The organism is Heliomicrobium undosum (genome assembly GCF_009877425.1).
GTDB classification, from domain to species: domain Bacteria; phylum Bacillota; class Desulfitobacteriia; order Heliobacteriales; family Heliobacteriaceae; genus Heliomicrobium; species Heliomicrobium undosum.
In genome coordinates, this window is sequence record NZ_WXEY01000001.1 from 70,958 (window position 1) to 92,799 (window position 21,842).

Sequence of the window (21,842 nt, forward strand, 5' to 3'; positions counted from 1 at the left end):
CTATACCATGAAAACACCATCGGGGCATACAAAAAAGGCCCGCACCACAGCAGGCCCCTTTCATCACCCATCGCATTTCGCAAAGATTATCTCCCGAATATGACCGGGCGCCCGGAAAAGGTGTACACGTTCCGCTCAGGCGTAGTGACGTCTCATCTTGATGTTGAAATCCATCAGAGGATCCGATTTGGTGGCTTTGTAGTTGCCTGTCGATTGGGCATGGGTGACTTCCGTACATTCGTAGGCATATTCCCCAGGCATGTTGTCAATTTTGATCAACAGGATTTTCGTATTGTCGTCGTCGGTGATGACATCAACGACGGTCCCCGGCTGAGCATTGTAGGTAATGACGCGATCTCCGGCTTGAAAGAACGGGGACGTGGGCATGACTCGCGCACCTTCCTTCCAATTTTTAGAACAATAAGCTTTTCAAGGTAGAGGATTCCTGTTTTCCTGAAAAAAAATACCACAAACCGGTGCCATTTTTCTACGAATTTCTTTTTTTCAGAATAGACGCGCAACTCTTTTCTGGTTGTAATCATACCATAATCGTTTTGTGAGGGAAAGCACTTTTTGAACAACTTTGCAAATCATTTAAAGAAAATTCTACAAAAGTAGACAGAAGCTAAAAAACTAGTCACATCTGCCAACAGGCCGGTGTACAGGCTGTATTTGTACCGGCGCACACCGACGGCGCCAAAATAAATGGTCAAGACAAAGAAGGTCGTGTCAGTCGTCCCCTGCATGGTCGACGCCAATCGACCGATGAAGGAATCGGCGCCATAAGTCTGGATCAATTCGGTGGCGACGCCCAGGGCGCCGCTTCCCGAGAGGGGACGCATCACCGCCAGGGGAAGGATTTCGCCGGGGATCCCCAGGAAGGATGTAACCGGATGCAACAGAGCCATCAGCATGTCCATGGCGCCGGTCTCGCGGAAGATGCCGATGGCCATCAGCATGGCCACCAGGTAGGGGATCAATTTGACGGCGATGGAAAAGCCCTCCTCGGCCCCAGCCACAAAGGCGTCATAGACCTTGATGCCGCGCAACGCTCCCGCCACGAGCACGACGGCAAAAAGCGCCGGAACGGTCCATTGGGACAAGGTGTCCAGGATCGCTGCGGGCATAGTCAGCCCCCCCGTCGCCGATAATAGCTGCGCAACAACTGATCCGCCGTGACCGCCACCGTCATGCCGACCATCGTCGCTAAGATGGTTGGACCGACGATTTCCGTAGGATTCGCCGAGCCGGCAGCCACACGCACGCTGATGATCGTGGCCGGTATCAAGGTGATGCAGGAGGTGTTGAGCGCCAAAAAGGTGCACATCGCCTCCGACGCCTCGGGCCGGTTTCGATTCAACTCCTGCATGGCCTGCATGGCTTTCATGCCGAAGGGTGTGGCCGCGCTGCCGAGACCGAGCACGTTGGCGCTCAGGTTCATGAGGATGTGGCCGAGCGCCGGATGGTTCGGCGGAATCGACGGAAAGAGCCGGATCAAAAATGGCCGGGCGATCCGGGCCACCAGATCGATCAACCCGGCTTCCTGGGCGATGCGCATGATGCCCAGCCAGAGTGCCATGGCGCCGATCAGCCCCAGGGCGACCTCGACGGCCATCTCCGCCCCTTTTAAGGCCCCGTCGGTGACTTTCTGCACATCACCCCGCGCGGCGGCGATCCCGATACCACCTAATAGAAAAAAGAGCCAGATGGCATTCATCCCTATACCCCCTCGACGGTACAAACTATGACCGGAAGGGACAGGCTAGAACCAGCGGCGGCGGTTGAAAGGGCTTTATGAGTTGGAGAATTAAAATGGATTTTGTTTTCTATTTATGTTAATATATTACAGTAAATTTCCAAATCATAGAGGTCCTATGACGGTTTCGAAGGAAAGCGCGAAGACTGAAAGCGGGAGGTGTCCCTATGGACCCGAGGTCCACGCCCGATCCGTCTTGGAGCGATGAAAACCCGCCCTCCGGAAGCCCCCCGCCCCGTCCTCTCCGTTCCTTAAGAAAACGGCTCCTTCAAGTGACCCTGGGCTTTTTCTTCCTTTTCTTCGTCAGCCTCTTCGGCCTTGTCTTCTACTATCTTCATGACCGGCCCGAACTGAACGCCTCCACCCTCGGTTCGCTGGCAGCCACTTCCTTCATTTATGATCGGGAAGGCGCCGTGATCACCGCCCTGCATGGCGAACAAAACCGGATCCCCATCACCTTGGACGGAATCCCGCCGACCATGAAAAACGCCATCGTGGCCGCCGAGGATCTCCGCTTCTACGACCACCAAGGCGTCGACTTCCGGGCTATCGCGCGGGCGATGGTGACCAACTTTCAGGATGGGCGCTTCTCCCAGGGCGCGAGCACGATCACCCAGCAACTGGTCAAAAACACCTTTCTCAACACCGACAAGACGATCAAGCGGAAGGTGCAGGAGGCTTTTCTGGCCTTTCAAATCGAATCGCGCTTCAGCAAAGAGCAGATCTTGGAAATGTACCTCAACCGCATCTATTTTGGCAACGGCGCCTATGGGGTGCAGGCGGCGGCCCAGACCTACTTTGGCAAAAACGCCTCCGATTTGACCCTGACCGAAGCCGCCCTGCTGGCCTCCATGCCCCGGGCCCCCAGCTATTACTCGCCCATCACCAATCCGGAGGCGACCCTAGACCGGCGGAACACGATCCTCTCCATCATGGCCAGAAACGGCTTCGCCAGCGAATCAGAGATAGAGCAGGCCAAAAAAGCGCCCCTCCCCCAGCAACTGCACGGCTTTACCCAAAACCGCCAGTTCGCCGCCTTCATTGACCACGTCGTTTCTGAGCTTTGCGCCCGCCACGGCTATACGGAGGATCAGGTCTTTCGCGGCGGTTTGAAGATTTATACATCGCTTCATCCGGCAGTCCAGCGGCGCGTCGAAGAGGTGATCAATGATGACTCCCTCTATCCGCCAGGACCTGCCGATCAACCGGTTCAGGCCGCCATGGTCGTCGTCGATCACAAGAACGGCGACATCCTCGCCGTCGGCGGAGGCCGCGGCTATGACGGCCGCCGGAGTTTCAACCGGGCGACTCAACTGCGCCGCCAGCCGGGGTCTGCCATCAAGCCGATCATGGTCTTCGCCCCCGCTATGGAAAACGGCCTCATCCCGGAGGATATCGTCTATGACGGGCCGATGGACTTTAACGGCTACGCGCCGACCAACTATGACGGCAAGTTCCGGGGCGCCATCACGATCCGTGAGGCGCTGGCCTACTCGGTCAACATCCCGGCCGTATACCTGTTGAAAACGGTAGGTGCCAATCAAGGCGTGGAAATCTCCAAGCGGGTCGGCCTCCCCCTCACTGAAAATGACCGTTACCTTTCTCTCGCCCTCGGCGGGATGACCCAAGGGGTGGCGCCCCTGCATATGGCAGGCGCCTATTCAGCCTTGGCCAACGGCGGCGTTTATGTGGAGCCCCACGCCGTGGTGCGCGTCGTTGACGCCTTGGGAAATGAAAAGCTGATTGAGCCGAAGCAGGAAGAAGTGCTGTCGCCCGTTGCCGCCTACCGGGTGACAGACATGCTGATCACCGCCGTCCAGTCCGGCACCGGTTACCGGGCGCAGATGCGCCGCCCTGTTGCCGGTAAAACGGGGACGACGGAACTGCCGCCCCTGCCGGAGTTTAAGAACGTCAAGGGCAACAAGGACGCCTGGTTTGTCGGTTATACCCCGGAGGTGACCTGCGCCGTCTGGATGGGCTATGACCGCACCGACGGACAGCATTACCTGAAGCAGGTCTACGGCGGGTCTTACCCGGCACAGATGTTCCGGGAAGTGCTGAACACGTCCCTTCACGATTATCCTGTAGAAGCGTTTGCCAGGCCGGAGGGGTATCAGGCGCACCGGAGTGCCCGTTATGTGGGTCCGAAGGATGTAGACCCGTGGGTTCGCCCTGGTGAAAATGAAGGAGAGATCGCGGAAAACGGCACCGGGGGCGCGCCATCTCCGATTCCTTCGGTTGACGGGTCGATGCCGCCGGGCCAAGCCTCACAGAGGCCTGATGCATCGGCGCGGTGGTTCACACCGCCGGGGTTGCCGCAGTCGCCGCAGTCGCCCGCTCCGTCTTCGGGAGAAACCGCTGATTCCCCACATTCCGACACTCCACCGCCATCGCCTGCCTCCCCGTCGTCACAAACTTCGGGAACGCCGACGCCACAGAGTCCCGTACCCGGAACATCTCCGCTAGGAGGGCCGGCATCATCTGAATCCGCGAAGCGCCCTCCACTGGGGCACACCGTCAAAGAACCACCGGCGTCAAGGCCGGCGCCCCAGGAGCGCCACATCGATCCGCCAGAGGAACATTGGGTCCTCTTTGAATAGGCACTGGCACAAAAAAGCGGCTGACCCGATCATTCGGGTAGCCGCTCTTTTGTGCGATTCCTTCCACTCTGTGAACTCGGAGCCACCGGCGGCAAACCAGCAGGCGACGCGCCTAGTCAGTGGGCCTTTTCCTCGGCCTCATCACAGACGGTGATCGGCACTTCTTTTTCTTCGTCTTTATCGCTCACAATGTCCCGGATGCGGTCCAACACCTGAGGGGCGAGGTCGATCAACCGGTCCATCACCGCATTGCCGTCAACAGGCAACAGGCGAACGGTTCCATTATGGACGACCAGAAAACCGACCGGTTGCACCGAGACGCCGGCGCCGCTGCCGCCGCCGAAGGGAAGCACCGCCTCCGCGTCAGGAATTTCCGGTCCCTTCGGCTCAGCGAACTCGGAGCCGCCGACGGCAAAACCGCAGGCGACGCGCGATACGGGGATGATCAGGCTGCCGTCCGGCGCTTCTACGGCGTCTCCAACGACGGTGTTTACATCGACCATTTCCTTGATGCTCTGCATGGCGGTTCTCATCAATGCTTCAATGGGGTGGTTCACTATGTTTCATCCCCCTATTTCATTGCTAGGGCTATTATGGCTATTCCAAGTTACGGTTATACGCTCTTTTATTTAATCTGTTTTTCTTGACTTTTTCTCAATTCGTTACAGTCGAACAACAAAAAATTACAGTACGACGCTAAATAAATATACAAAATACTTTCTCCCAAAATCTAGTCTCAACTTTTTTTCGAATCACCTCAGTTATTAATTATCCTTTTTCAGAGACAGCATCGGAGATATTTCTTATTTACTCCCTTTCTTCTTTGCATTTTCTCTGATTTTCAACTTTCTCTCTCTTCTATTTAGGCGATTGGCAACCGGTTGAGAAACTCGAACACTGATGGGGCTGTATTGACGTTGATCCTCCCTCTGCCGATCCTCACGATTGACAGCAGGCGCCTCTGCTGGGGAGGGCTTCCTTTTTTTCGTTCCTGCTTTGGAAAAAACTTTCGGCATGTTCCCTGGAAAGTAACCGGCATTCCATAAGCCGACGACGATGATGTGACCGGGCCGGATGGTGAACGTGCAATCGAAATGGACGTCCAACCTTTTGCTTCCGTAAAGGGGAACAACCTTTACCTTCGGCCGGCCGTCCACGTTGTCGGCAAACCGCTCCAGCCATGCCGCCAGCATGTATTTTATGGACCACAGGCCGCTCGCCAGGAGGGCCGTGTCCAAAGCGTCCCCTCCGCCGATGCGTGTCTCCCACCGTAAATGGCGAAGCCTAAAGTTGCGTTTTTCTAGGCGAACAATCTGAAGAACCCGTTTCAATCGCGGCCAAGCGGACGTAAAAATACCCAGGAATTGATCGACTCGTTTCTCTTGTTTGTGAGCGTTGCGTTGATGCAGCTTTTTCACGCGGAACAGAATGGTTGGCGGCGTCTTCTTTGATTTCAAGCCCGCCATCGGCAGAGTAATCAAATTCAGGGGAATTCCAAACAAGATCCATTTGACGACAAAGTCATCGTCTTCGCCGTTCCTGCGGTAACGGATCTGCATGGTAAAGGGCAGATATGCAATAAGGACCCCCATGAGAACGACAAAAGCGCCGCCCATGAGGGTCCAAAACAACAGCTTGGTCATGGAGCCGCCACCCTCCCATTCGGAAGAATAGCATCCCACCAAGCTCACTAGAATATTCCATTCTCTGGTGAAATTAACTTATCCTACCCCTGAATCCGTTTGCCGACGATACCGACGGCCTGCGCGCGCAGGCGCTCGGCCTCGGCGATCAGCCGGTCCCGCCGCCCTTTGGCCTTGTCCACATACGCAGCGTCGTCGATGGCGGGGAGGTTGATGTCGACGCTGAGCAGCGCCCCCTTCAGGGAGGCTTCGGCCAGGTAGGCGCCGACACCCACATCGGAGATGGCCGTCTTGTTGCCGATGGCCGCCAACGCCACAGCCGCCTCTAAAGCCTCGATACAGGCGTCGCCGATGGCCAGGGGCGCCTCGGTGGCCTGGATCGCCGCTGCCTGACGCGCCTTGGCCCGGGCGGCTTTTTGTTCCTCCGTGTCTTTGGGCAGTTTGTAGACGGCCATGAAGGCCTCGAAGGCATCCATGTCGGCCTGGACGAGCGCTTCCAACCGTGCGGTGATCCCTTCCAGCCGCCGCAGTTGCTCCCGCGCCTGGGGTTCCACATCCCGGTATTTTTCCTTCCCTACGGTCAGGTTGGCCACCATGGCCGCCATGGCCGCGCCAAAGGCGCCGGTGATGGCCGAGACAGAACCGCCGCCCGGTGTGGGCGCTGCCGACGCAGCCTCGGCAATGACCTCCCGCAGCGGCCGCTCAAAGATGTCACTCATGGGCCATTCCCCCTTGCAGTTTCAACCCGAGCAGGACGTTGCGGAAAAGCAGCGCCGTGGTGCAGGCGCCGACGCCGCCGGGCACCGGCGAGATCAGAGACGCCTTTTCCGCCGCTTCTGCCGTCTTCACATCACCGACAATGTTCCCGTCCTCGCCCTCGTTGATCCCGGCGTCGATGACGACCGCGCCGGGCGCGATCATCTCCCCGGTGACCAGGCCGGCTTTGCCGGCAGCGGCGATGACGATCTCGGCGCGGCGCGCCTCAGCGGCCAGGTCTTTTGTGCGAGTGTGGCAGACGGTGACGGTGGCGTTGCGGCGAAGGAGCAGGAAAAAGAGCGGTTTGCCGACCGTCTCGCCTCGGCCGATGATGACAACGCGCTTGCCGGCCAATTCAATGCCGGAACGCTCCAACAGTTCGACGCAACTCATCGGCGTCGCCGGCACGAGTCCGGGCTGCCCAGACATAAGATAGCCCCGGTTGAGGGGGTGGACGCCGTCCACATCCTTGAGGGGGTGGATGGCCTCCATCACCTTCTCTTTGGCGATCTGCTTGGGCAGGGGAAGTTCGACCATGATTCCGTGAACGGCGGCGTCGGCGTTCAGCCTTTCAATCAAGGCCAAGAGATCAGCCTCGGCCGTGTCGCCGGGCAGTGTGAACAGTTCAAAGGCGATGCCCAGGTTGGCCGCCGCTTTTTCTTTGGAGCGGGCGTAGACCACTGACGCCGGATCGTCTCCGGCCAGGATGACGGCCAGTTTGGGCGCGATCCCCTGTTCACGGAGGCCGGCGACCTCTGCTTTGATTTCCGCCCGCAGTTGGGCGGCGATGGCCTTGCCGTCGATGTATTGGGCCGTCATTGGCGCCCACCTCCCTCTTAAGTACCGCAAGTCGTCCGTGACGTTGCGGTGCTTTACTTTGTAGTTCCTAGCAATCATTCGCGAATATTCGGGGGTGGATGGGCCTGCTCGCTAAGGGCTGCGCGGCGGGCTCGCTTGGCTGCTTCGCTGGGCGCCAAACCTCTGGGCTTTTCTGCATGTAAACCATGGCGCCCTTACCGCTCAGCAGCCTGTGCTCGCTCTCGCCGCTCCGCCCAAACCGCTCGCAGGCCCATCCACCCCTACTTTTCCCGGGATTTCTTCTGCGCCAGTCGCTTCATCAGAAACTCCTCGACAGTCCGGTTGAAGACTTCCGGTTCCACTAGCATGGGCCAGTGGTTGCCGGCGATGCGACGGACCTCTAGGTTCTTGAGGTAGGTTATGTAGGGTTTCATCTGAAAATCAGCGCGGTTGACGCCTTTTTCAGGCTGCACGAACAGGGTGGGCACATTAATCGGCTCGATCAGGCCGGCGACGCGCATCACATCGTCGAAGATCTGGTTGCGCGCCGGCACGACAAATTTGCTGCCCCAGCGGCCATCTGGTTTTTGCTCCAGCCCTTCCCGAAAGACCCTTTGCTGGTGATCGCTCCACCCCTGGTACTGGCGAAGGCTTTTGGCCAGGGTTTCCGCTTCGGCGTAACTTCCGAAGGGTCCCATTCCTTTCAAGCTGTCAAGGACCCGGAAGAGGATGGGAAAGGAGAGCTTCATCACCGCCGGCATCTTGACGATGAAGATCGGGTCGACGAGGATCATGCTCCGAAAGCGCGCTTTGTGATCGCGCGCCCAGATGGGCGCCAACTTGCCCGTCCAGGAGTGTCCCAGGATGTGGGCGTCTGGCCAACCCAAGTGATCCATCAGGTTTTCCATGTCGGCAATGACTTCACGAAAGGTATATCCGCTGCCGGGCTTGTCGCTCTCGCCGTGGCCGCGCATGTCGGGCGCTATGATGTGGAAACGGTCGGCAAGCCGTTCCGCCAGCGGCGTCCAGATCAGGGCGTGGTCGCCCAGACCGTGCAGCAGCAGGAGCGGTTCGGTCCCCTTTCCCTTCCATTCCAGGTAGGAGAGGTGAATCCCAGGCAGCGTCACTTCTCGGCGTTCAGGCTGCATCGGCGTTATCCCTCCGGATTGTGATGTTCGCCCCGTCCCGTCAAGGGCAGTTCCTCCTGAAGGAATACCTCCTCCAGTTTGGGCAGATCGGCCAGGCTGCGCAGACCGAAGTGGCGAAGAAAGCTGTCCGTCGTGCCATAGAGGATGGGCCGGCCCAGAGCCTCTTTCCGCCCCACCTCCTGGATCAGCCCCTTGCCCAGCAGCGTCGCCAGGGAGCGGTCGGCTTTGACGCCCCGAATCTGCTCGATCTCCGCGCGGGTGACAGGCTGGTGGTAGGCGATGATGGAGAGCGTCTCCAGGGCGGCGTTGGAGAGACCCTGCTGGGGCGTCCGGAGCAGCCGTTCGATGTAGGGGGCGAACTCGGCCCGGGTGGACAGGCGAAACCCGCCGGCCACCTCTTCCAACTGCCACCCCCGCTCCTGGCCATCGTACTCGGCTTTGAGCCCGGCGAGCAGTTCCCGCACCTCTTCGGCGGCAAAACCTGTCGCTTCGGCAATCGTCTCAATGGACAGGGGGTCGCTGGAGACAAACAGGAGCGCCTCGATCACGCGGCTCATCGAATTGGGAAAGATGGCAGTCAACGAAATCCCTCCACGAGCCGTTGCGTATACGGTTTGACGGCAAAATCATCCCCGCCGGCTATTTCCATTGGCGCCGGTATCTACAACACCGACGCCATCAAGTAAATCTCGTCGAGCGCCTCCCGTTGGAGCACGCGCACTTTTTTCAGTCGCACCAGTTCCAGCATGGCTAGGAAGGTGACGATGATCTCCGCCGGGCGCCAGCGCCCCGCAAAGAGGGTAGAAAAAGCGATCGGCGCCTGGGGCGGCAATTGGGCCATTGACGCGAGCAGTTCCTGCATCCGCGCCTGCACGGAGACCTCTTCGCGGGGGATGTCGGCGACAGGGTCTTCCTTGTCCTGGCGGCTCAAGACCTTACGCAAGGCTGCCAGCAGGTCGCCGATCATCACCCCTTCCAGCGGGTTCTCCTCACCAAAGAGGTGGGCCAAGGTGGCCGGGTCGACGACGCGGCTGTAGACGCGGTTCCGGTCCACCTCCCGCTCCTTGAGCAGTTCCGCCACCGCCTTATAGCGGCGGTACTCGATCAATCGGTCGACCAGTTCCCGGCGCGGATCCTCGCCCTCATCCCCTTCCGCCTCCACCTCGGCCTTGGGCGGTTTGGGCAGGAGCATGCGCGCCTTGATCGCCAGCAGTTGGGCCGCCATGAGCAAAAAGGCGCTGGCCGTTTCCAGGTCGAGCTCGTCCATCTGCTGCAGGTAGGCCAGGTACTCGGCGGCGATCTGCGCGATGGGGATGTCATAGATGTTGACCTGGTTTTTCTCAATCAGGTGGACGAGCAGGTCAAAGGGACCCTCAAAAACGGGCAGGCTGACCCGGTATGCCATGGCCGGTCAGTCCATGACCCCAAGGACACCCATGGCCTCTCGGACCTGTTCCATCGTATCGGCCGCCTTGGCCCGGGCCTGGAGGCAACCTTCGGCCAGGATTTCATCGACGCGGCCAGGCTTGGCCAATAGGTCGGCGCGCCGCTCCCGGATGGGGCCGAGGACGGCTTCCAGTTTGGCCGCCAGCCGCTGCTTGCAGGCCACACAGCCGATACCAGCCTTGCGGCACTGGTCGCCGATGTCACAGACCTCCACATCGTTGTAGATCTTGTGGTAGGTGTGGACGACACAGACGTCCGGGTTGCCCAGGTCGGTCTTGCGCACCCGGCCCGGGTCGGTGACCATCAGGCGGACCTTTTCCTTGATCTCCTCGGGGGAAGCCGACAAGGAGATGTCGTTGCCATAGGACTTGCTCATCTTGCGGTTGTCGATCCCGGGCAGCAGGGGCACCTCGGAGAGGAGAACCTGCGGTTCCGGGAAGACCTCCGTCTGGTAGAGGTGGTTGAAACGGCGGGCCACCTCGCGGCTCAACTCGATATGGGGGATCTGATCCTGGCCCACCGGCACATGGGTGGCCTTGTAGATGAGGATGTCAGCCGCCTGGAGCAAGGGATAACCCAGGAAGCCGTACATGCTGATGTCTTTGCCCTGGGCGCCGAACTGCTGGATCTGGTCCTTGTAGGTGGGGACCCGCTCCAGCCAACTCAAGGGGGTCATCATGGAAAAGAGCAGGTGCAGTTCGGCATGTTCCTTTACCTGGGATTGGACCATGATGGGGCTCTTCTCAGGATCGAGACCGGCCGACAGCCAGTCAAGGGCGATATCGCGGATGCGCCGCTGCAACGCCTGGACATCGTCAAAGGATGTGGTCAGGGCGTGCCAGTCGACGACGCCAAAGACACAGTCATACTCGTCCTGCAACCGGATCCAGTTTTCGATCACGCTCAGGTGTCCGATGTGCAGTTGGCCCGTCGGGCGCATGCCGCTGAAGATCTTTCCCTTTTTCAATGTGAAGACTCCTTCCTGTATAAAAGCAACCGCTTCCATAAGAATATCATTTCCAAGAATACGATTTCCCCAAAATACGATTTCCCCAAAATATGATTTGCCTAGAATATGATTTCCCTAGAAATGCAATTTCCCCGAAAGGTGATTTCCCTAAATTTATTTTCCCTAGAATATAATTTGTCCGATGGCAATGCCCACGGGGAAGACCACATTATACAAGGCTTCATAAAGGGGCCAAAATATAACGTTTGACAGCGCCGGGAAGAAGACTAGCACCAGCAAGAGGATGGGGCCGTATTGTTCCAACTGACGCAGCCAGCCCTGGTTTCGGGAAGGCAGGAGTCCGGCCAGGACTTTCGAACCGTCGAGGGGCGGGATGGGGAGCAGGTTGAATACGGCCAAGCCTACGTTGATTCCGATCATGCTCCGCAGCAAGGGGCGCGCCTCAGCGACATCGCCGAAACCGACGAAAAGGGCCACCGAGATGATCGCCAGGAGTACATTCATCAGCGGACCAGCCAGGGCGACGAGCATCATCCCCCGCTGTTTGTTGCCGCGGAAGTTGTAGGGGTTAACGCCGACCGGTTTGGCCCAGCCGAAGGGACCGAAGATGAGCATGAGCGTTCCGATCGGATCCAGGTGGGAGAGCGGGTTGATGGTGAGCCGGCCTTCCCAGCGCGGTGTCGGGTCACCCAGCCATACGGCCATGCGGGCGTGGGCGTATTCGTGCAGCGCCAGGGCGATCAGGATAGCCGGCGCCCGGGCCACTAGGCTCGTCAGATCGAAATCAAACATGTTTTCCTCCTTTTGTCTCCAGCGCCGGTGCTTCTCCCCGCAAGAGGTGGCGCACGAAGTCGCGCTCGGCGCCGGCGTCGGCCAAGCGGCCGTCGAGGCGCTCCAGGCGCAGCCGGTTCAGGATCCGGGCGTAGATCGGTCCCGGCGGAATCTTGAGCGCTTTCAGGTCGTTGCCTGTCAGCCGGGGATGGGTCTCCCGGATCCGCCGCCAGGCTTCGAAGAGGCGCAGCGTATCGGGCAGGGAAAAGCCGGCGCGCAAGGCCAGGATGGCCTCCTCGGGCCAGTCCCGGAGGATCGACTCCAGCCGGCTCAAGGGATTATCGGCGCGCAGCCAGTTCATCAGGGCCTGGTTGGTATCTTTCCCTTCCTTATGCAGTTTGAACAGGCCGTCCCGCATGACCTGCTTCATCGGGTAGTGGTCGTTGACAAAACGGACGCCTTCCATGGAGAGGTGCCGGGCGAGGATGTAGAAGTAGACCACCCAGGGCCGCCGGGAGATAGGCAGGCCCGCCTCTGCGAGCGCCTTCAACATCGGCGGCGCGGCGGACACCTCCACCTCCACCCAGGGCGTCCACGCCAATCCCGGCAGCAGATACTCCCAGAGTCCCAATTCGGTCAAACGGCGGAGCGCCGGCGCCGGGTTTTCCTCGCTCAGGATCAGGATCAGTTCGTCGACCATGCGCTCATAGGAAAGTTCCCGGATCATATGGCGGGCGATGGCCTCGCGGGCGAACCCCATCGTCTGCGGTTCGATGGTGAAGCGGTAGCGCTGTTCAAAGCGGATCGCCCGCAGGATGCGCGTCGGATCCTCTACAAAACTCAGGTTGTAAAGGACGCGGACCAGCCCCTGTTCCAGGTCCTTGACCCCCTGGAAAAAGTCGACCAGTTCGCCGAAACGCTCGCGGTTTAAGCGGATGGCCAGGGCGTTGATGGTGAAATCGCGCCGGTACAAATCCTGGCGCAGATCGGAGGCCTCCACCTGGGGTAGGGCGGCCGGATACTGGTAGAACTCCCTGCGGGCTGTCGCCACGTCGATCTTCTGATCGCCCCAGCGGATGACGGCGGTGCCGAATTTCTCATGGGTGCGTAGGGTTCCTTTTAAAAAGCGGGCCAGTTCGGCGGCGAAACGGATGCCGTCGCCCTCGACGACCAGGTCGATATCGAGGTTGTTCACGCCCAGGAGCAGGTCCCGCACAAAGCCGCCCACCACATAGACCTGAACGCTGTTTCCGTCGGCCAGACGGCCCACGTCTTCGAAGAGGTCGAGGATATGGGGCGGCAGGTGCTGGCGCATGCGATCGACCACCTGCTGTTCGGGCCCCACCGGCGCCGCCTCTCCGGCCCGCGCGCTCAAGAAGTTGGTCCAATAGCGAACCGGCATGTTCTCGCCGTGCAGGGTGCGCAGCACGTCGGTGCGGGAGACAATGCCGACCAGCTTTCCCCCTTCGAGGACCGGCAGGCGGCCGATATCGTGTTCGATCAAGAGGCGCTGGATGTCGCGCAGCGATGTGTCGGGGTTGATGGTGATCACGTTGCGGGACATGAACCCCTTTACCGGGGCATGGCGCAAGCCGTGGATATAGGCCTTGTCGAAGTCTCTGCGGCTGATGACGCCCGCCAGCCGGTCGCCCTCGACGACGGGAAGCCCTGTATGGCCGTAGCGGAGCATGACCTTGCCGGCGTCATCGATGGTCGTATCGGGGGTAATCGTCTTCACCGGCGAAGACATGATCTCCCGGGCGCCCCGCTGGGGCCGGATCGTATCATAGAGGCTGTGCACCAGTTGCTCCAGGATCACAGCGGCGTCGCCCCCCTTGATCGAGGCGGCCGCCGCCGAGCCGTGCCCGCCGCCGCCAAGGGGCTGAACGAGCGAATTGACCCGCACCGCCTCGATGCGGCTGCGGGCCACCACATGGACCCGGTCATGCATGCGCACGACGGCAACCATCACATCGGGACTTTCGATGTCACCCAAACGGTGAACGAGATGGGAGAGTCCCTCCACATACTCGTCCAGTTCCGCCGATGTGACGACCACCCGGATGCCGTGGATGACCAGGACGACGGAACGCGACGTCAGTTCCCGGAGCAGTTCCTTTTGTTCCATAGAGAGGGGGCGGTCGATAAACTCGTTGATGACAGACAGGTTGGCGCCGCGACCGAGCAGGTAGGCCACGGCGGCGGCATCGCGCTCGGTAGTGGTGGAAAACATGAGTCCGCCCGTGTCTTCGTAGATGCCCAGGGCGAGCACCGTCGCTTCAAAGGGTGTGAGCCGGCAGTGGCGGCGACGCAGGATCTCGACGAGGATTGTCGTGACGGCGCCCACATCCTCGCGCACCAGTTGCGACGCCGGCGTATCGTCGGCGCCGGCGGGATGGTGGTCATAGATGTGCACATCCACATCCGGCTTTTGCGTCAACTGTCCCAGCGGCCCCACCCGGGAGGCCATCTTCGTGTCGACAAGGATGACCCTTTTCACCTGTTGGGCCGGGATGTCCTTGATCGTCTTGAACCCCAAAGTATCTTTATGCAGCGCCATGAACTCCTGTACATTGGCGCTCAACTTGCCTGCGAGGACCGGGATCGCCCGGGGATAGAGCTTGGAGGCGGCGAAAGACGCGGCCAGGCCGTCGAAATCGGTATTGTTGTGTGTGAGGATGATCTCCACCGTTGGCCGCCTCCCCGCGCATTTCATAACGTACATTATAGCATAGGAACTTTGATTTTTTCCACTTCTTGCCCTTTATGCCGGGATGGAGACAGTGAAGAAAAAGAGAAAAGAAAAACGGCGGCATCGGCGCCACCGTTTTCACTTCACTTTTTCTCATTCTACATAGGGCTATATATGATTCGATTACCGGCCGCTTTTTTCGGGCGTGGTGTCAGCGGCATCGTCGGTTCCCGGGCGTACCGCTTGGGGATTCTGGGACTGATTCATGGATTCAATCATCAACTCGTAGAACTTTTCCGACATGTGCTTCACCACCTTTCGTTGGCACCCGTCAATGAGGCGGACGGTCAGTTACCGATGATGTCATCAGTAACTGTCAGTACTTTTTACTTTACCGTTGCAGGTACGGGGGAATCCGGTCATTGCGGATCAGGTCGTCGAGGCTCTCCCGTTCGACAACCACCGCCGCCTTGCCATCGCGGGCGAAGACCACGGCAGGACGGCCAATGCGGTTGTAGTTCATGGACATGGTGTAGTTGTAAGCGCCGGTGCAGGAGACGGCGAGGATATCGCCGGACTCGACTTTGGGCAGGGACACGTCCCAGAGGAGCATGTCGCCGGATTCGCAGCACTTACCGGTGACGGAGACGACCTCTTCGGCCTCCTGGGTGGCCTTGTTGGCCAGCATCGACTCATAGCGGGAGCCGTAGAGCGCCGGACGGGGGTTGTCGGTCATGCCGCCGTCGACGGCAACATACTTGCGGACGCCGATAATCTCCTTGACGGAGCCGACGGTGTAGAGGGTCGTGCCCGCCGTGGCGACGATGGATCGGCCCGGCTCGACAAGGACCTTCGGCGTGGGCAGGCTGCGCTTTTCGGCCTCCAGCGCGACAGCGGAGAGCACGATGCGGGCGTATTCGGCCACATCGCCAGGGGTGTCGGCCTCAGTGTAGCGGATGCCGAAGCCGCCGCCCAGGTTGAGGATAGCGGTCTGAGCGCCTGTTTCCCGGCGGATTTCGTCGATGAAGGTCATCATCACCTCAGCGGCGTAGCTGAAGGATTCCAACTCGAAGATCTGGGAGCCGATGTGGCAGTGGAGGCCGTCATAGATCAGATTGCCGCGCTCCAGGACGGCTTTCACGCCGGCAAGGGCCTGGCCGGTGGGCAGGGTGAAACCGAATTTGGAATCGATCTGGCCGGTGCGGACGAACTCGTGGGTATGGCAATCGATGCCGGGGGTGATGCGCAGAAGCACCCGCACCCGGGCGTCCATCTCGCCGGCGATGGCGTTCAGCAGATCGGCTTCATAGAGGTTGTCGACGACGATGTGGCCGACACCGTATTCGATTGCCTGCCGCAGTTCAGCCGGCGTCTTGTTGTTGCCGTGAAAATAGACCTTCTCCATGGGAAAGCCAGCGCGGCGGGCCGTATACAGTTCGCCGCCGGAGACCACATCGAGCCCCAGCCCTTCCTGCTCAACGAGGCGACACATGGCCATATTCATGAATGCTTTCGAGGCAAAGAGCACCTCGCCGGCGCCGGAGGCGCTGAAGGCCTGATGGTACTTCCGGCAGTTTTCCCGCAGTTGGGCTTCATCCATGACATACAAGGGGCTGCCGAACTCCTTGATCAAGTCTGTGGCATCACAGCCTCCGATGGCCAAATTACCCCGCTCGTTGATGGCAGCAGTTCCATGTAGTTTCAATGTTGCCGACTCCCCTCATCACAATGTGCTTAATTTCTTTATATGGGCGATTGTAATTTATTGGCATTTGTTCAGGGCAAAACAAAAACCGCCGGGGTCATTCCCGGCGGCGGTTTTTGTCAACGCCTGCGAATGCCTCTCTCCGATTCCCAATCATCTCGTAAGATAGCGCTCCACCGTGAAACCTTCGTCATCCAGCATAATACGCCGATTCAGAAGTGGGAATGTTCCAACGGTGACAGTCCTGCAGTTGTTCACTGCAGACCCAGCCCAGGTGTGGCAAATCTGGACTTCGGCGGCGATCCCTTTCCCTCCGGTGCACTGTCCATGCCGTTGGACCTTCCCGGAGTTACTTTTGATCAACCGCGCCTCTACCTCACCTTGTCGAAGATGAGGCATCTATGAACTTGTGGTGAACTTGAACCCATCTTAGCATGCGCTAAAAAGGCTGTCAAGGCGTTAGAATCTTCCTCCGCCCCTGTTCCCGGCTTCGCTGCCGGACGCGCTACAGGCTGATCGTCATCCCTTCCCGCGCCGCCAGGCAATCGGGATAGGCTGCCTTCGCCAGTTCTTCGATCCGCTGCATATCGGCGTCGGTTCGTTCAACGGCATGGTGGAAGAGGATCAAGGTCTTGGCCCCGGCGGCCTGCACTAGTTTGACACCTTCTTGCCAGGTTGAATGCCCCCAGCCCTTCCGAGACGATTGCGCCCCTTCACCGTTGTATTCCTCATCGGTGTAACAGGCGTCGTAGATGACCAAGTCAGCGCCGGCGATGAAATCTTTCAGCACCGGGTCTACCCAGGCGTAGTGTTCCGTGTCGCTCAGATAACAGCAGGAACGGCCGCCCTGCTCAATCCGGTAAGCGAGGCAGCCATCCGGGTGGTTGGTCAAGACCGTCCGCACGGTGATTCCATCGCTGAATTCAAGAACTTCGCCGCCGGACAGGTCGTGAAAATCGAGTCGCGCCCCCATAGTGTCCAAGAGGACAGGAAAGTAAGGGGGCTGCATCTGCCCCCGGAACAGTTCAGCAAAGATGCGTCCCAACTTTGCCTGCCCGTAGAGGGCGAAGCGGTTTTGGTCAGCGAAAGCAGGCCCAAAGAAAGGAAATCCCTGGATGTGATCCCAGTGGATGTGGGAGATGAGAAAGGCGCCCTGGATCGGTCTGCTGTTGTTTTTGCTCAAGGCCTGTCCCAAGTGGTAGAGACCGGATCCCGCATCGATGATAAAGTCGCGCTCACCGATCCGCACCTGGACGCAGGAGGTGTTGCCGCCGTATTGAGTCGTCAGTGGTCCCGGCACGGGCAAGGAACCTCTTACCCCCCAAAAGGTCACATCAAAGCGTAGATGGGACAAACGTTTTCCCTCCTGGAGCAAAGTGCAAGGCCTCGTGTTCCGATCCACCCCACTATGCTCAATTGGCTGTTATCCAGCCTTTCCTGCCGTCTACTAGACTTTACGACGAAAAAGCCTGATTCCCTCCTGCCCTCAACCAATTTTGCGATAACTCGTTACAACAACCGCAGCCCGCCGCAATCAGTCGCGGCGTACGGGATCGTCTTTTTCAGCAACCCACTTCCTGAGAATCTCCTTCAAGGCGTCCCGGTTGATCGGCTTGCTGATGTAATCATCCATCCCCGCAGCGATGCAACGTTCCCGGTCTCCCTGCATGGCATTGGCGGTCATGGCGATGATGGGCGTCGCCGGCCCGCCGGCAGACTGAGCAGCGCGGATCATCTGTGTCGCTTCAAATCCATCCATCTCCGGCATCTGGCAATCCATCAACACCAGGGCATACTTGCCGGTGGCGCAGGCCTCCACCGCTTCGCGGCCATTGCCGACGGCGTCGGCCTCGAAGCCGAATTTTTTCAGCAACAAGAGGGCCAGGCGCTGGTTGGCGTGATTGTCTTCCGCCAGCAGGATACGCGGTTGCGGCCCCTCGACGGGCGACGCCGGCGTTGACGGCGATGGTGATGGTGTTATCGGCGCTTGCGCGATTCGGGTCGTTTGTTGTGTTTGCGGCATTTGTGGTGGCATTTGCAGGGCTTGCGGAATTTGCGGCGTTTGCTGCGGCGGTGATGATATCGACGGCGGCAGCGGACGCTCCTTTTGCCGCCAGTGATCGCCCTGATCGGGCCCTGGGCCGACCATGGCGCTGGCGATGCAGTCCAGCAGTTGGGACTGTTTGACCGGCTTGGTCAGGTAGCCGTTGTACCCCTTTTCCAGGGCCTTCTCCCCTTCTTCACGGGCGTTGAAGGCCGTCACCATGATCAGCTTCGTATTGGCGCTGGGGAACTGGGTCTGCAACTGACGGGCGAAGGCGGTGCTGTCCAGCCCCGGCATCCCCGACTCGACGATGACGAGATCATAAGGCGCCTGGGCGGCGGCGGCCTGCTTCAGCCGGTGAACAGCCTCTTCTCCGTCGTCGGTGATCCCCGTCGTCATTCCCCAGGCCGTCAGATACTGGCGAAGGCTGTCGCGGCTGCCGCCGCTGGCGCCGACAATCAGGACATGCCGTCCCCGGAGGAACTCTTCTGGTTCCTCTGTTTCCTTTGTTTCCTCCGATTCCGCCTTCTGACTGCCTTTGGGGAAGGGGATCTCCACCCAAAAGATCGCCCCCTTGCCGAGTTCGCTGTCGACGCCGATCATTCCCCCCATCATCTCCACCAGCCGTTTGGAGATGGACAGGCCCAGACCGGTGCCGCCGAATTTGCGGGTCGTCGAGCCGTCGGCTTGGGTGAAGGGACGGAAGAGGCGGCGACGGGCTTCTTCGGAGAGGCCGATGCCCGTATCGGAGACCTCAAAGCGCAAGGTGACGCCTTGCTCTGTTTGCGAGAGAACGGACGTGCGCAGCGCCACTTCCCCCTGGTTGGTGAACTTGATGGCGTTCCCCACGAGGTTGAGCAGGATCTGCCGGATGCGAACGGGATCGCCGAGCAGCAGCGGCGGCGTGCCGGGGTCGACGAAGGTGTACAGGTTGAGGTTCTTTTCAAAGGCTTTTGAGGCCATCATTTCCCCGATGCTCTCGACCACATTGACCAGGTTGAAACTGGTGAGCTCCAGTTCCATCTTGCCGGCGTCCATCTTGGAAAAGTCCAGGATGTCATTGATGATGGTCAGCAGCGAATTGGCCGAATCCTGGACGATCAGGCAAAACTCGCGCTGCTGGGCGTTCAGGGGGGTGTCGAGCAGCAGGCCGGTCATCCCGATGATGGCGTTCATGGGCGTCCGGATCTCATGGCTCATGTTGGCCACGAATTCCGACTTCAGTTGGTTCGATTTCTCCGCTTCCTCTTTGGCGGCCGTCAGTTCCCGGTTGAGTTTCTCCAGGTGGAGCGTCAACTGGGTTTGCTTTTCAATCGACTGCAGCAGTTCCTGCTCGGTCCGCTTTTTTTCAGCCAGGCTGTCCAAAAAGGTGTTGAACCAGCGGATCAAATCGCCGATCTCGTCGCCGGACCCCTCGGGAAGTCGCTTTTGAACGTCAATCGTCCCTTCGCCGATCTCCTGAAAGGACCGCGTGATCTCTTTGATGGGGGCCACGTTCTGTTTGCTGAAACGGAAGGCGAAAAAGACGGCAAAAGCGATGGACAAGGCCAGGGCGAGGAGGGTGCTGTCGCGGATGTCGCTCGTCCTGGCGATCAGCTTGTCGATGGGAATGAAGCTGATCAGTTTCCAGTTGTTCGCGGCAGACCGGCTGTAGGTGATAGACATCTCCTGACCGTCGATGTTCTCGACAAAGGTCTGGATATCGCCGCTATACGCCTTTAGCAGTTCCGGGTTGATCTGACTGCCGATCTTGTCTTTGTGCGGGTGAAAGACAATCCGGTCTTGGCTGTCGACGATAATCATGAAGGCGTCTTTGCCGAAGTTGGTCTGGATGAAGTGATCGTAAAAGGAGTCGACGCTGTAGTTGACCAACAACAGCCCGATCGGTTTTTCGCGCATCGTCTCCGTGTCCAACGTCTTGAGCGCCTTGGCCGCCGTGATGACCTTCTTATGTTTGGAGTTGGCGTTGACATTGTCCTCGATGCCGGTCCAGAGGACGGTTTTTTCCGACTGTAACGTCTGCTGGTAAATCCGGTCTTTCAGATCGGTGCGGATCGCCTGGACGTTCAAGGTGTCCCCCACATGGTAGTGGGCGCCGGCGAGGGAAAAGATGTCGATGGAGACGAGCCCTTTTAAGTTCGTGTAGCCGCTCAGGATGTAGCCGATCTTCGCCTGTGTGGCCAAACTGGTGTAGTCGTCCGGCCGATTCCCGCGATCATCGACGACCGCTTTGATGTCTTCAATGCTGGAGATGTTGGCGATCAGGCTCTCCACTTCTTCCAGCATGCGCCCCATGTAGTCGCGCTGGTTGCTCATCAGTTCGCGCGTATAGGCGCTGACCTCTTCCTGGATGATCCGTTTGGACATGCTGAAAGAGACCATCCCCACCACGACAAGGGGGATGATGCTCATCAGCAGGAGATAGAGGATGAACTTTTGCGTAATGTTCAGGCTCGGCGATTTCTTCATCGTTTCCCCGTCCTACAAAAACCAACCTTATTCTACGTTGCCGGCTTGTATCACCTTGACATCGACCATCGTTTCAAGGGGGTTTTTCTCGCCCTGGATTGCTTTGTAGGCGTATTGGATCCCCCTATAGCCCTGGAGGTCGGCCTGCTGGTCGATGGTCACCTGCATTTTGCCGGCGCGGATGGCTTTTTTCGCTTCATCTAATGCGTCATAGCCGGCGATCAGGACGCCCTTCTTCCCCGTTTTATCGAGGTATTGAATGGCGCCGAGAGCCATCATGTCATTGGCGCAGAAGATGGCGCCGATGTTGGGATGCCGCTCAAAGAGCTTGGCCGTCACATCATGGCCTTCGTCGATCTTCCAGTTGGCCGTCTCGGAAGCGACGAGGCGGATGTTGGCGTTTTCCTTGAAAGCCCGCAGCGCCCCGCGCTTGCGCTGTTCGCCGTTGTCGGCGCCCGGGATACCTTCGAGGATGATCGCCTCTGTGGGCCGGTTGATCTTGTCGCTGATCGCCTTCGCCGACAGGTAGGCGCCCTGCTCGTTGTTGACGCTGATGAAGGGCACGTCGACGAGGCCCATCTCCTGGGACAGTTTCGGGTTCAACCGGTTGTCGATGTTGACGATGGGAATCTTGGCGTCCTGGGCCTTCTTGAGCACCGGGATAAGTTCGGTGGAACTGCCGGGGGCAATGACGATGGCGTCCACCTTTTCGCGGATCAACTCATCGACAATGGCGATCTGCTGTTCGATGGAGGTCTCCTTGGCCCCCACCTTGACGATCAGGTTAACGCCCAGTTCGTTTTCCGCCCGGCGGGCGCCTTTTTCCATCTCGATGAAAAAGGGATTGGTCAGGGTCTTCATGACCAGGGCGATCTTCTTCTTCGGCGTCGCTTTGTCGGACTCGGCCTGCTGCGTCTGTCCCTTTTCCTGCACGATCAGGGACTTGGAACCGCTGTTCGACGGGCCGCCGCACCCAATAAGGGATAGGGAGAGCAAAAACGCGAGAGCGAGGATTATCCCTCTTTTCAGCATCCCAATCACCTT

18 protein-coding genes and 1 riboswitch are annotated in these 21,842 nt (G+C 59.1%); of the genes, 1 reads left to right on the plus strand and 17 read right to left on the minus strand.

Going from position 1 to position 21,842, the window contains the following annotated elements; translation table 11 throughout:
* Positions 1-135: 135 nt before the first annotated feature.
* The 3 genes from GTO91_RS00320 to GTO91_RS00330 all read right to left on the minus strand — a co-directional run bounded on the left by GTO91_RS00320 (position 136) and on the right by GTO91_RS00330 (position 1,717).
* The gene (locus GTO91_RS00320) at positions 136-387 is read right to left on the minus strand and encodes a hypothetical protein (protein ID WP_161253125.1); all 252 of its coding nucleotides are present in this window, start codon (positions 385-387) and stop codon (positions 136-138) included.
* Positions 388-590: 203 nt separating this feature from the next.
* Positions 591-1,127: a spore maturation protein gene (locus GTO91_RS00325; RefSeq protein WP_161253128.1), complete on the minus strand. Its 537-nt coding sequence runs from the start codon at positions 1,125-1,127 to the stop codon at positions 591-593.
* Between the two features lie 2 nt (positions 1,128-1,129).
* Positions 1,130-1,717, minus strand: a complete 588-nt coding sequence (locus GTO91_RS00330; RefSeq protein ID WP_170294032.1) for a nucleoside recognition domain-containing protein — start codon at positions 1,715-1,717, stop codon at positions 1,130-1,132.
* Between the two features lie 206 nt (positions 1,718-1,923).
* Between GTO91_RS00330 and GTO91_RS00335 the strand changes: the two genes are divergently transcribed.
* Positions 1,924-4,356 carry a transglycosylase domain-containing protein gene (locus GTO91_RS00335; RefSeq protein WP_161253134.1) on the plus strand — a complete coding sequence of 811 codons (2,433 nt, stop codon included), beginning with the start codon at positions 1,924-1,926 and terminating at the stop codon, positions 4,354-4,356.
* A gap of 116 nt (positions 4,357-4,472) precedes the next feature.
* On the opposite strand, the gene ytfJ is transcribed toward GTO91_RS00335, so the two are convergent.
* The 14 genes from ytfJ to GTO91_RS00405 form a co-directional block, all read right to left on the minus strand.
* A complete protein-coding gene (ytfJ, locus tag GTO91_RS00340; RefSeq protein ID WP_161254042.1) occupies positions 4,473-4,916 on the minus strand; it encodes a GerW family sporulation protein in 444 nt (147 codons plus the stop codon).
* Between the two features lie 243 nt (positions 4,917-5,159).
* Positions 5,160-5,999: a DUF2953 domain-containing protein gene (locus GTO91_RS00345; RefSeq protein ID WP_161253137.1), complete on the minus strand. Its 840-nt coding sequence runs from the start codon at positions 5,997-5,999 to the stop codon at positions 5,160-5,162.
* 83 nt (positions 6,000-6,082) lie between these two features.
* Positions 6,083-6,718 (minus strand): cyclodeaminase/cyclohydrolase family protein, encoded by a 636-nt coding sequence (locus GTO91_RS00350; RefSeq protein ID WP_161253140.1) that lies wholly within the window; start codon positions 6,716-6,718, stop codon positions 6,083-6,085.
* Complete coding sequence (locus tag GTO91_RS00355; RefSeq protein WP_161253143.1) at positions 6,711-7,574, minus strand: bifunctional 5,10-methylenetetrahydrofolate dehydrogenase/5,10-methenyltetrahydrofolate cyclohydrolase; 864 nt, start codon at positions 7,572-7,574, stop codon at positions 6,711-6,713. Before GTO91_RS00355 ends, GTO91_RS00350 begins: the two co-directional genes overlap by 8 nt.
* Before the next feature lie 260 nt (positions 7,575-7,834).
* Positions 7,835-8,701, minus strand: coding sequence for an alpha/beta fold hydrolase (locus GTO91_RS00360; RefSeq protein WP_161253146.1), 867 nt, complete (start codon positions 8,699-8,701; stop codon positions 7,835-7,837).
* 5 nt (positions 8,702-8,706) lie between these two features.
* Positions 8,707-9,282, minus strand: coding sequence for an SMC-Scp complex subunit ScpB (gene scpB, locus GTO91_RS00365; protein WP_235918856.1), 576 nt, complete (start codon positions 9,280-9,282; stop codon positions 8,707-8,709).
* Between the two features lie 80 nt (positions 9,283-9,362).
* A complete protein-coding gene (locus tag GTO91_RS00370) occupies positions 9,363-10,106 on the minus strand; it encodes a segregation and condensation protein A (RefSeq protein ID WP_161253150.1) in 744 nt (247 codons plus the stop codon).
* A gap of 6 nt (positions 10,107-10,112) precedes the next feature.
* Complete coding sequence (gene trpS / locus GTO91_RS00375) at positions 10,113-11,114, minus strand: tryptophan--tRNA ligase (RefSeq protein WP_407929506.1); 1,002 nt, start codon at positions 11,112-11,114, stop codon at positions 10,113-10,115.
* 165 nt (positions 11,115-11,279) lie between these two features.
* Positions 11,280-11,909: a site-2 protease family protein gene (locus GTO91_RS00380; RefSeq protein ID WP_161253157.1), complete on the minus strand. Its 630-nt coding sequence runs from the start codon at positions 11,907-11,909 to the stop codon at positions 11,280-11,282.
* Positions 11,902-14,577, minus strand: coding sequence for a CBS domain-containing protein (locus tag GTO91_RS00385; RefSeq protein ID WP_161253160.1), 2,676 nt, complete (start codon positions 14,575-14,577; stop codon positions 11,902-11,904). Before GTO91_RS00385 ends, GTO91_RS00380 begins: the two co-directional genes overlap by 8 nt.
* 394 nt (positions 14,578-14,971) lie before the next feature.
* Positions 14,972-16,285 carry a diaminopimelate decarboxylase gene (gene lysA / locus GTO91_RS00390; RefSeq protein WP_161253163.1) on the minus strand — a complete coding sequence of 438 codons (1,314 nt, stop codon included), beginning with the start codon at positions 16,283-16,285 and terminating at the stop codon, positions 14,972-14,974.
* Positions 16,286-16,443: 158 nt separating this feature from the next.
* A riboswitch (Lysine riboswitch) is annotated at positions 16,444-16,667 on the minus strand.
* Between the two features lie 123 nt (positions 16,668-16,790).
* The gene (locus GTO91_RS00395) at positions 16,791-17,639 is read right to left on the minus strand and encodes an MBL fold metallo-hydrolase (RefSeq protein ID WP_161253166.1); all 849 of its coding nucleotides are present in this window, start codon (positions 17,637-17,639) and stop codon (positions 16,791-16,793) included.
* Between the two features lie 180 nt (positions 17,640-17,819).
* The gene (locus GTO91_RS00400; protein ID WP_161253169.1) at positions 17,820-20,798 is read right to left on the minus strand and encodes a hybrid sensor histidine kinase/response regulator; all 2,979 of its coding nucleotides are present in this window, start codon (positions 20,796-20,798) and stop codon (positions 17,820-17,822) included.
* A gap of 27 nt (positions 20,799-20,825) precedes the next feature.
* A complete protein-coding gene (locus GTO91_RS00405; protein WP_161253172.1) occupies positions 20,826-21,830 on the minus strand; it encodes a sugar ABC transporter substrate-binding protein in 1,005 nt (334 codons plus the stop codon).
* Between the last annotated feature and the right edge of the window lie 12 nt (positions 21,831-21,842).

Coding starts and splice junctions, on each gene's coding strand:
- GTO91_RS00405 (WP_161253172.1), bottom strand. CDS start 21,830: ATGCTGAAAAGAGGGATAATCCTCGCTCTCGCGTTTTTGCTCTCCCTA.
- GTO91_RS00355 (WP_161253143.1), bottom strand. CDS start 7,574: ATGACGGCCCAATACATCGACGGCAAGGCCATCGCCGCCCAACTGCGG.
- GTO91_RS00325 (WP_161253128.1), bottom strand. CDS start 1,127: ATGCCCGCAGCGATCCTGGACACCTTGTCCCAATGGACCGTTCCGGCG.
- GTO91_RS00360 (WP_161253146.1), bottom strand. CDS start 8,701: ATGCAGCCTGAACGCCGAGAAGTGACGCTGCCTGGGATTCACCTCTCC.
- GTO91_RS00370 (WP_161253150.1), bottom strand. CDS start 10,106: ATGGCATACCGGGTCAGCCTGCCCGTTTTTGAGGGTCCCTTTGACCTG.
- GTO91_RS00335 (WP_161253134.1), top strand. CDS start 1,924: ATGGACCCGAGGTCCACGCCCGATCCGTCTTGGAGCGATGAAAACCCG.
- GTO91_RS00320 (WP_161253125.1), bottom strand. CDS start 387: ATGCCCACGTCCCCGTTCTTTCAAGCCGGAGATCGCGTCATTACCTAC.
- GTO91_RS00400 (WP_161253169.1), bottom strand. CDS start 20,798: ATGAAGAAATCGCCGAGCCTGAACATTACGCAAAAGTTCATCCTCTAT.
- GTO91_RS00345 (WP_161253137.1), bottom strand. CDS start 5,999: ATGACCAAGCTGTTGTTTTGGACCCTCATGGGCGGCGCTTTTGTCGTT.
- GTO91_RS00380 (WP_161253157.1), bottom strand. CDS start 11,909: ATGTTTGATTTCGATCTGACGAGCCTAGTGGCCCGGGCGCCGGCTATC.
- GTO91_RS00350 (WP_161253140.1), bottom strand. CDS start 6,718: ATGAGTGACATCTTTGAGCGGCCGCTGCGGGAGGTCATTGCCGAGGCT.
- GTO91_RS00330 (WP_170294032.1), bottom strand. CDS start 1,717: ATGAATGCCATCTGGCTCTTTTTTCTATTAGGTGGTATCGGGATCGCC.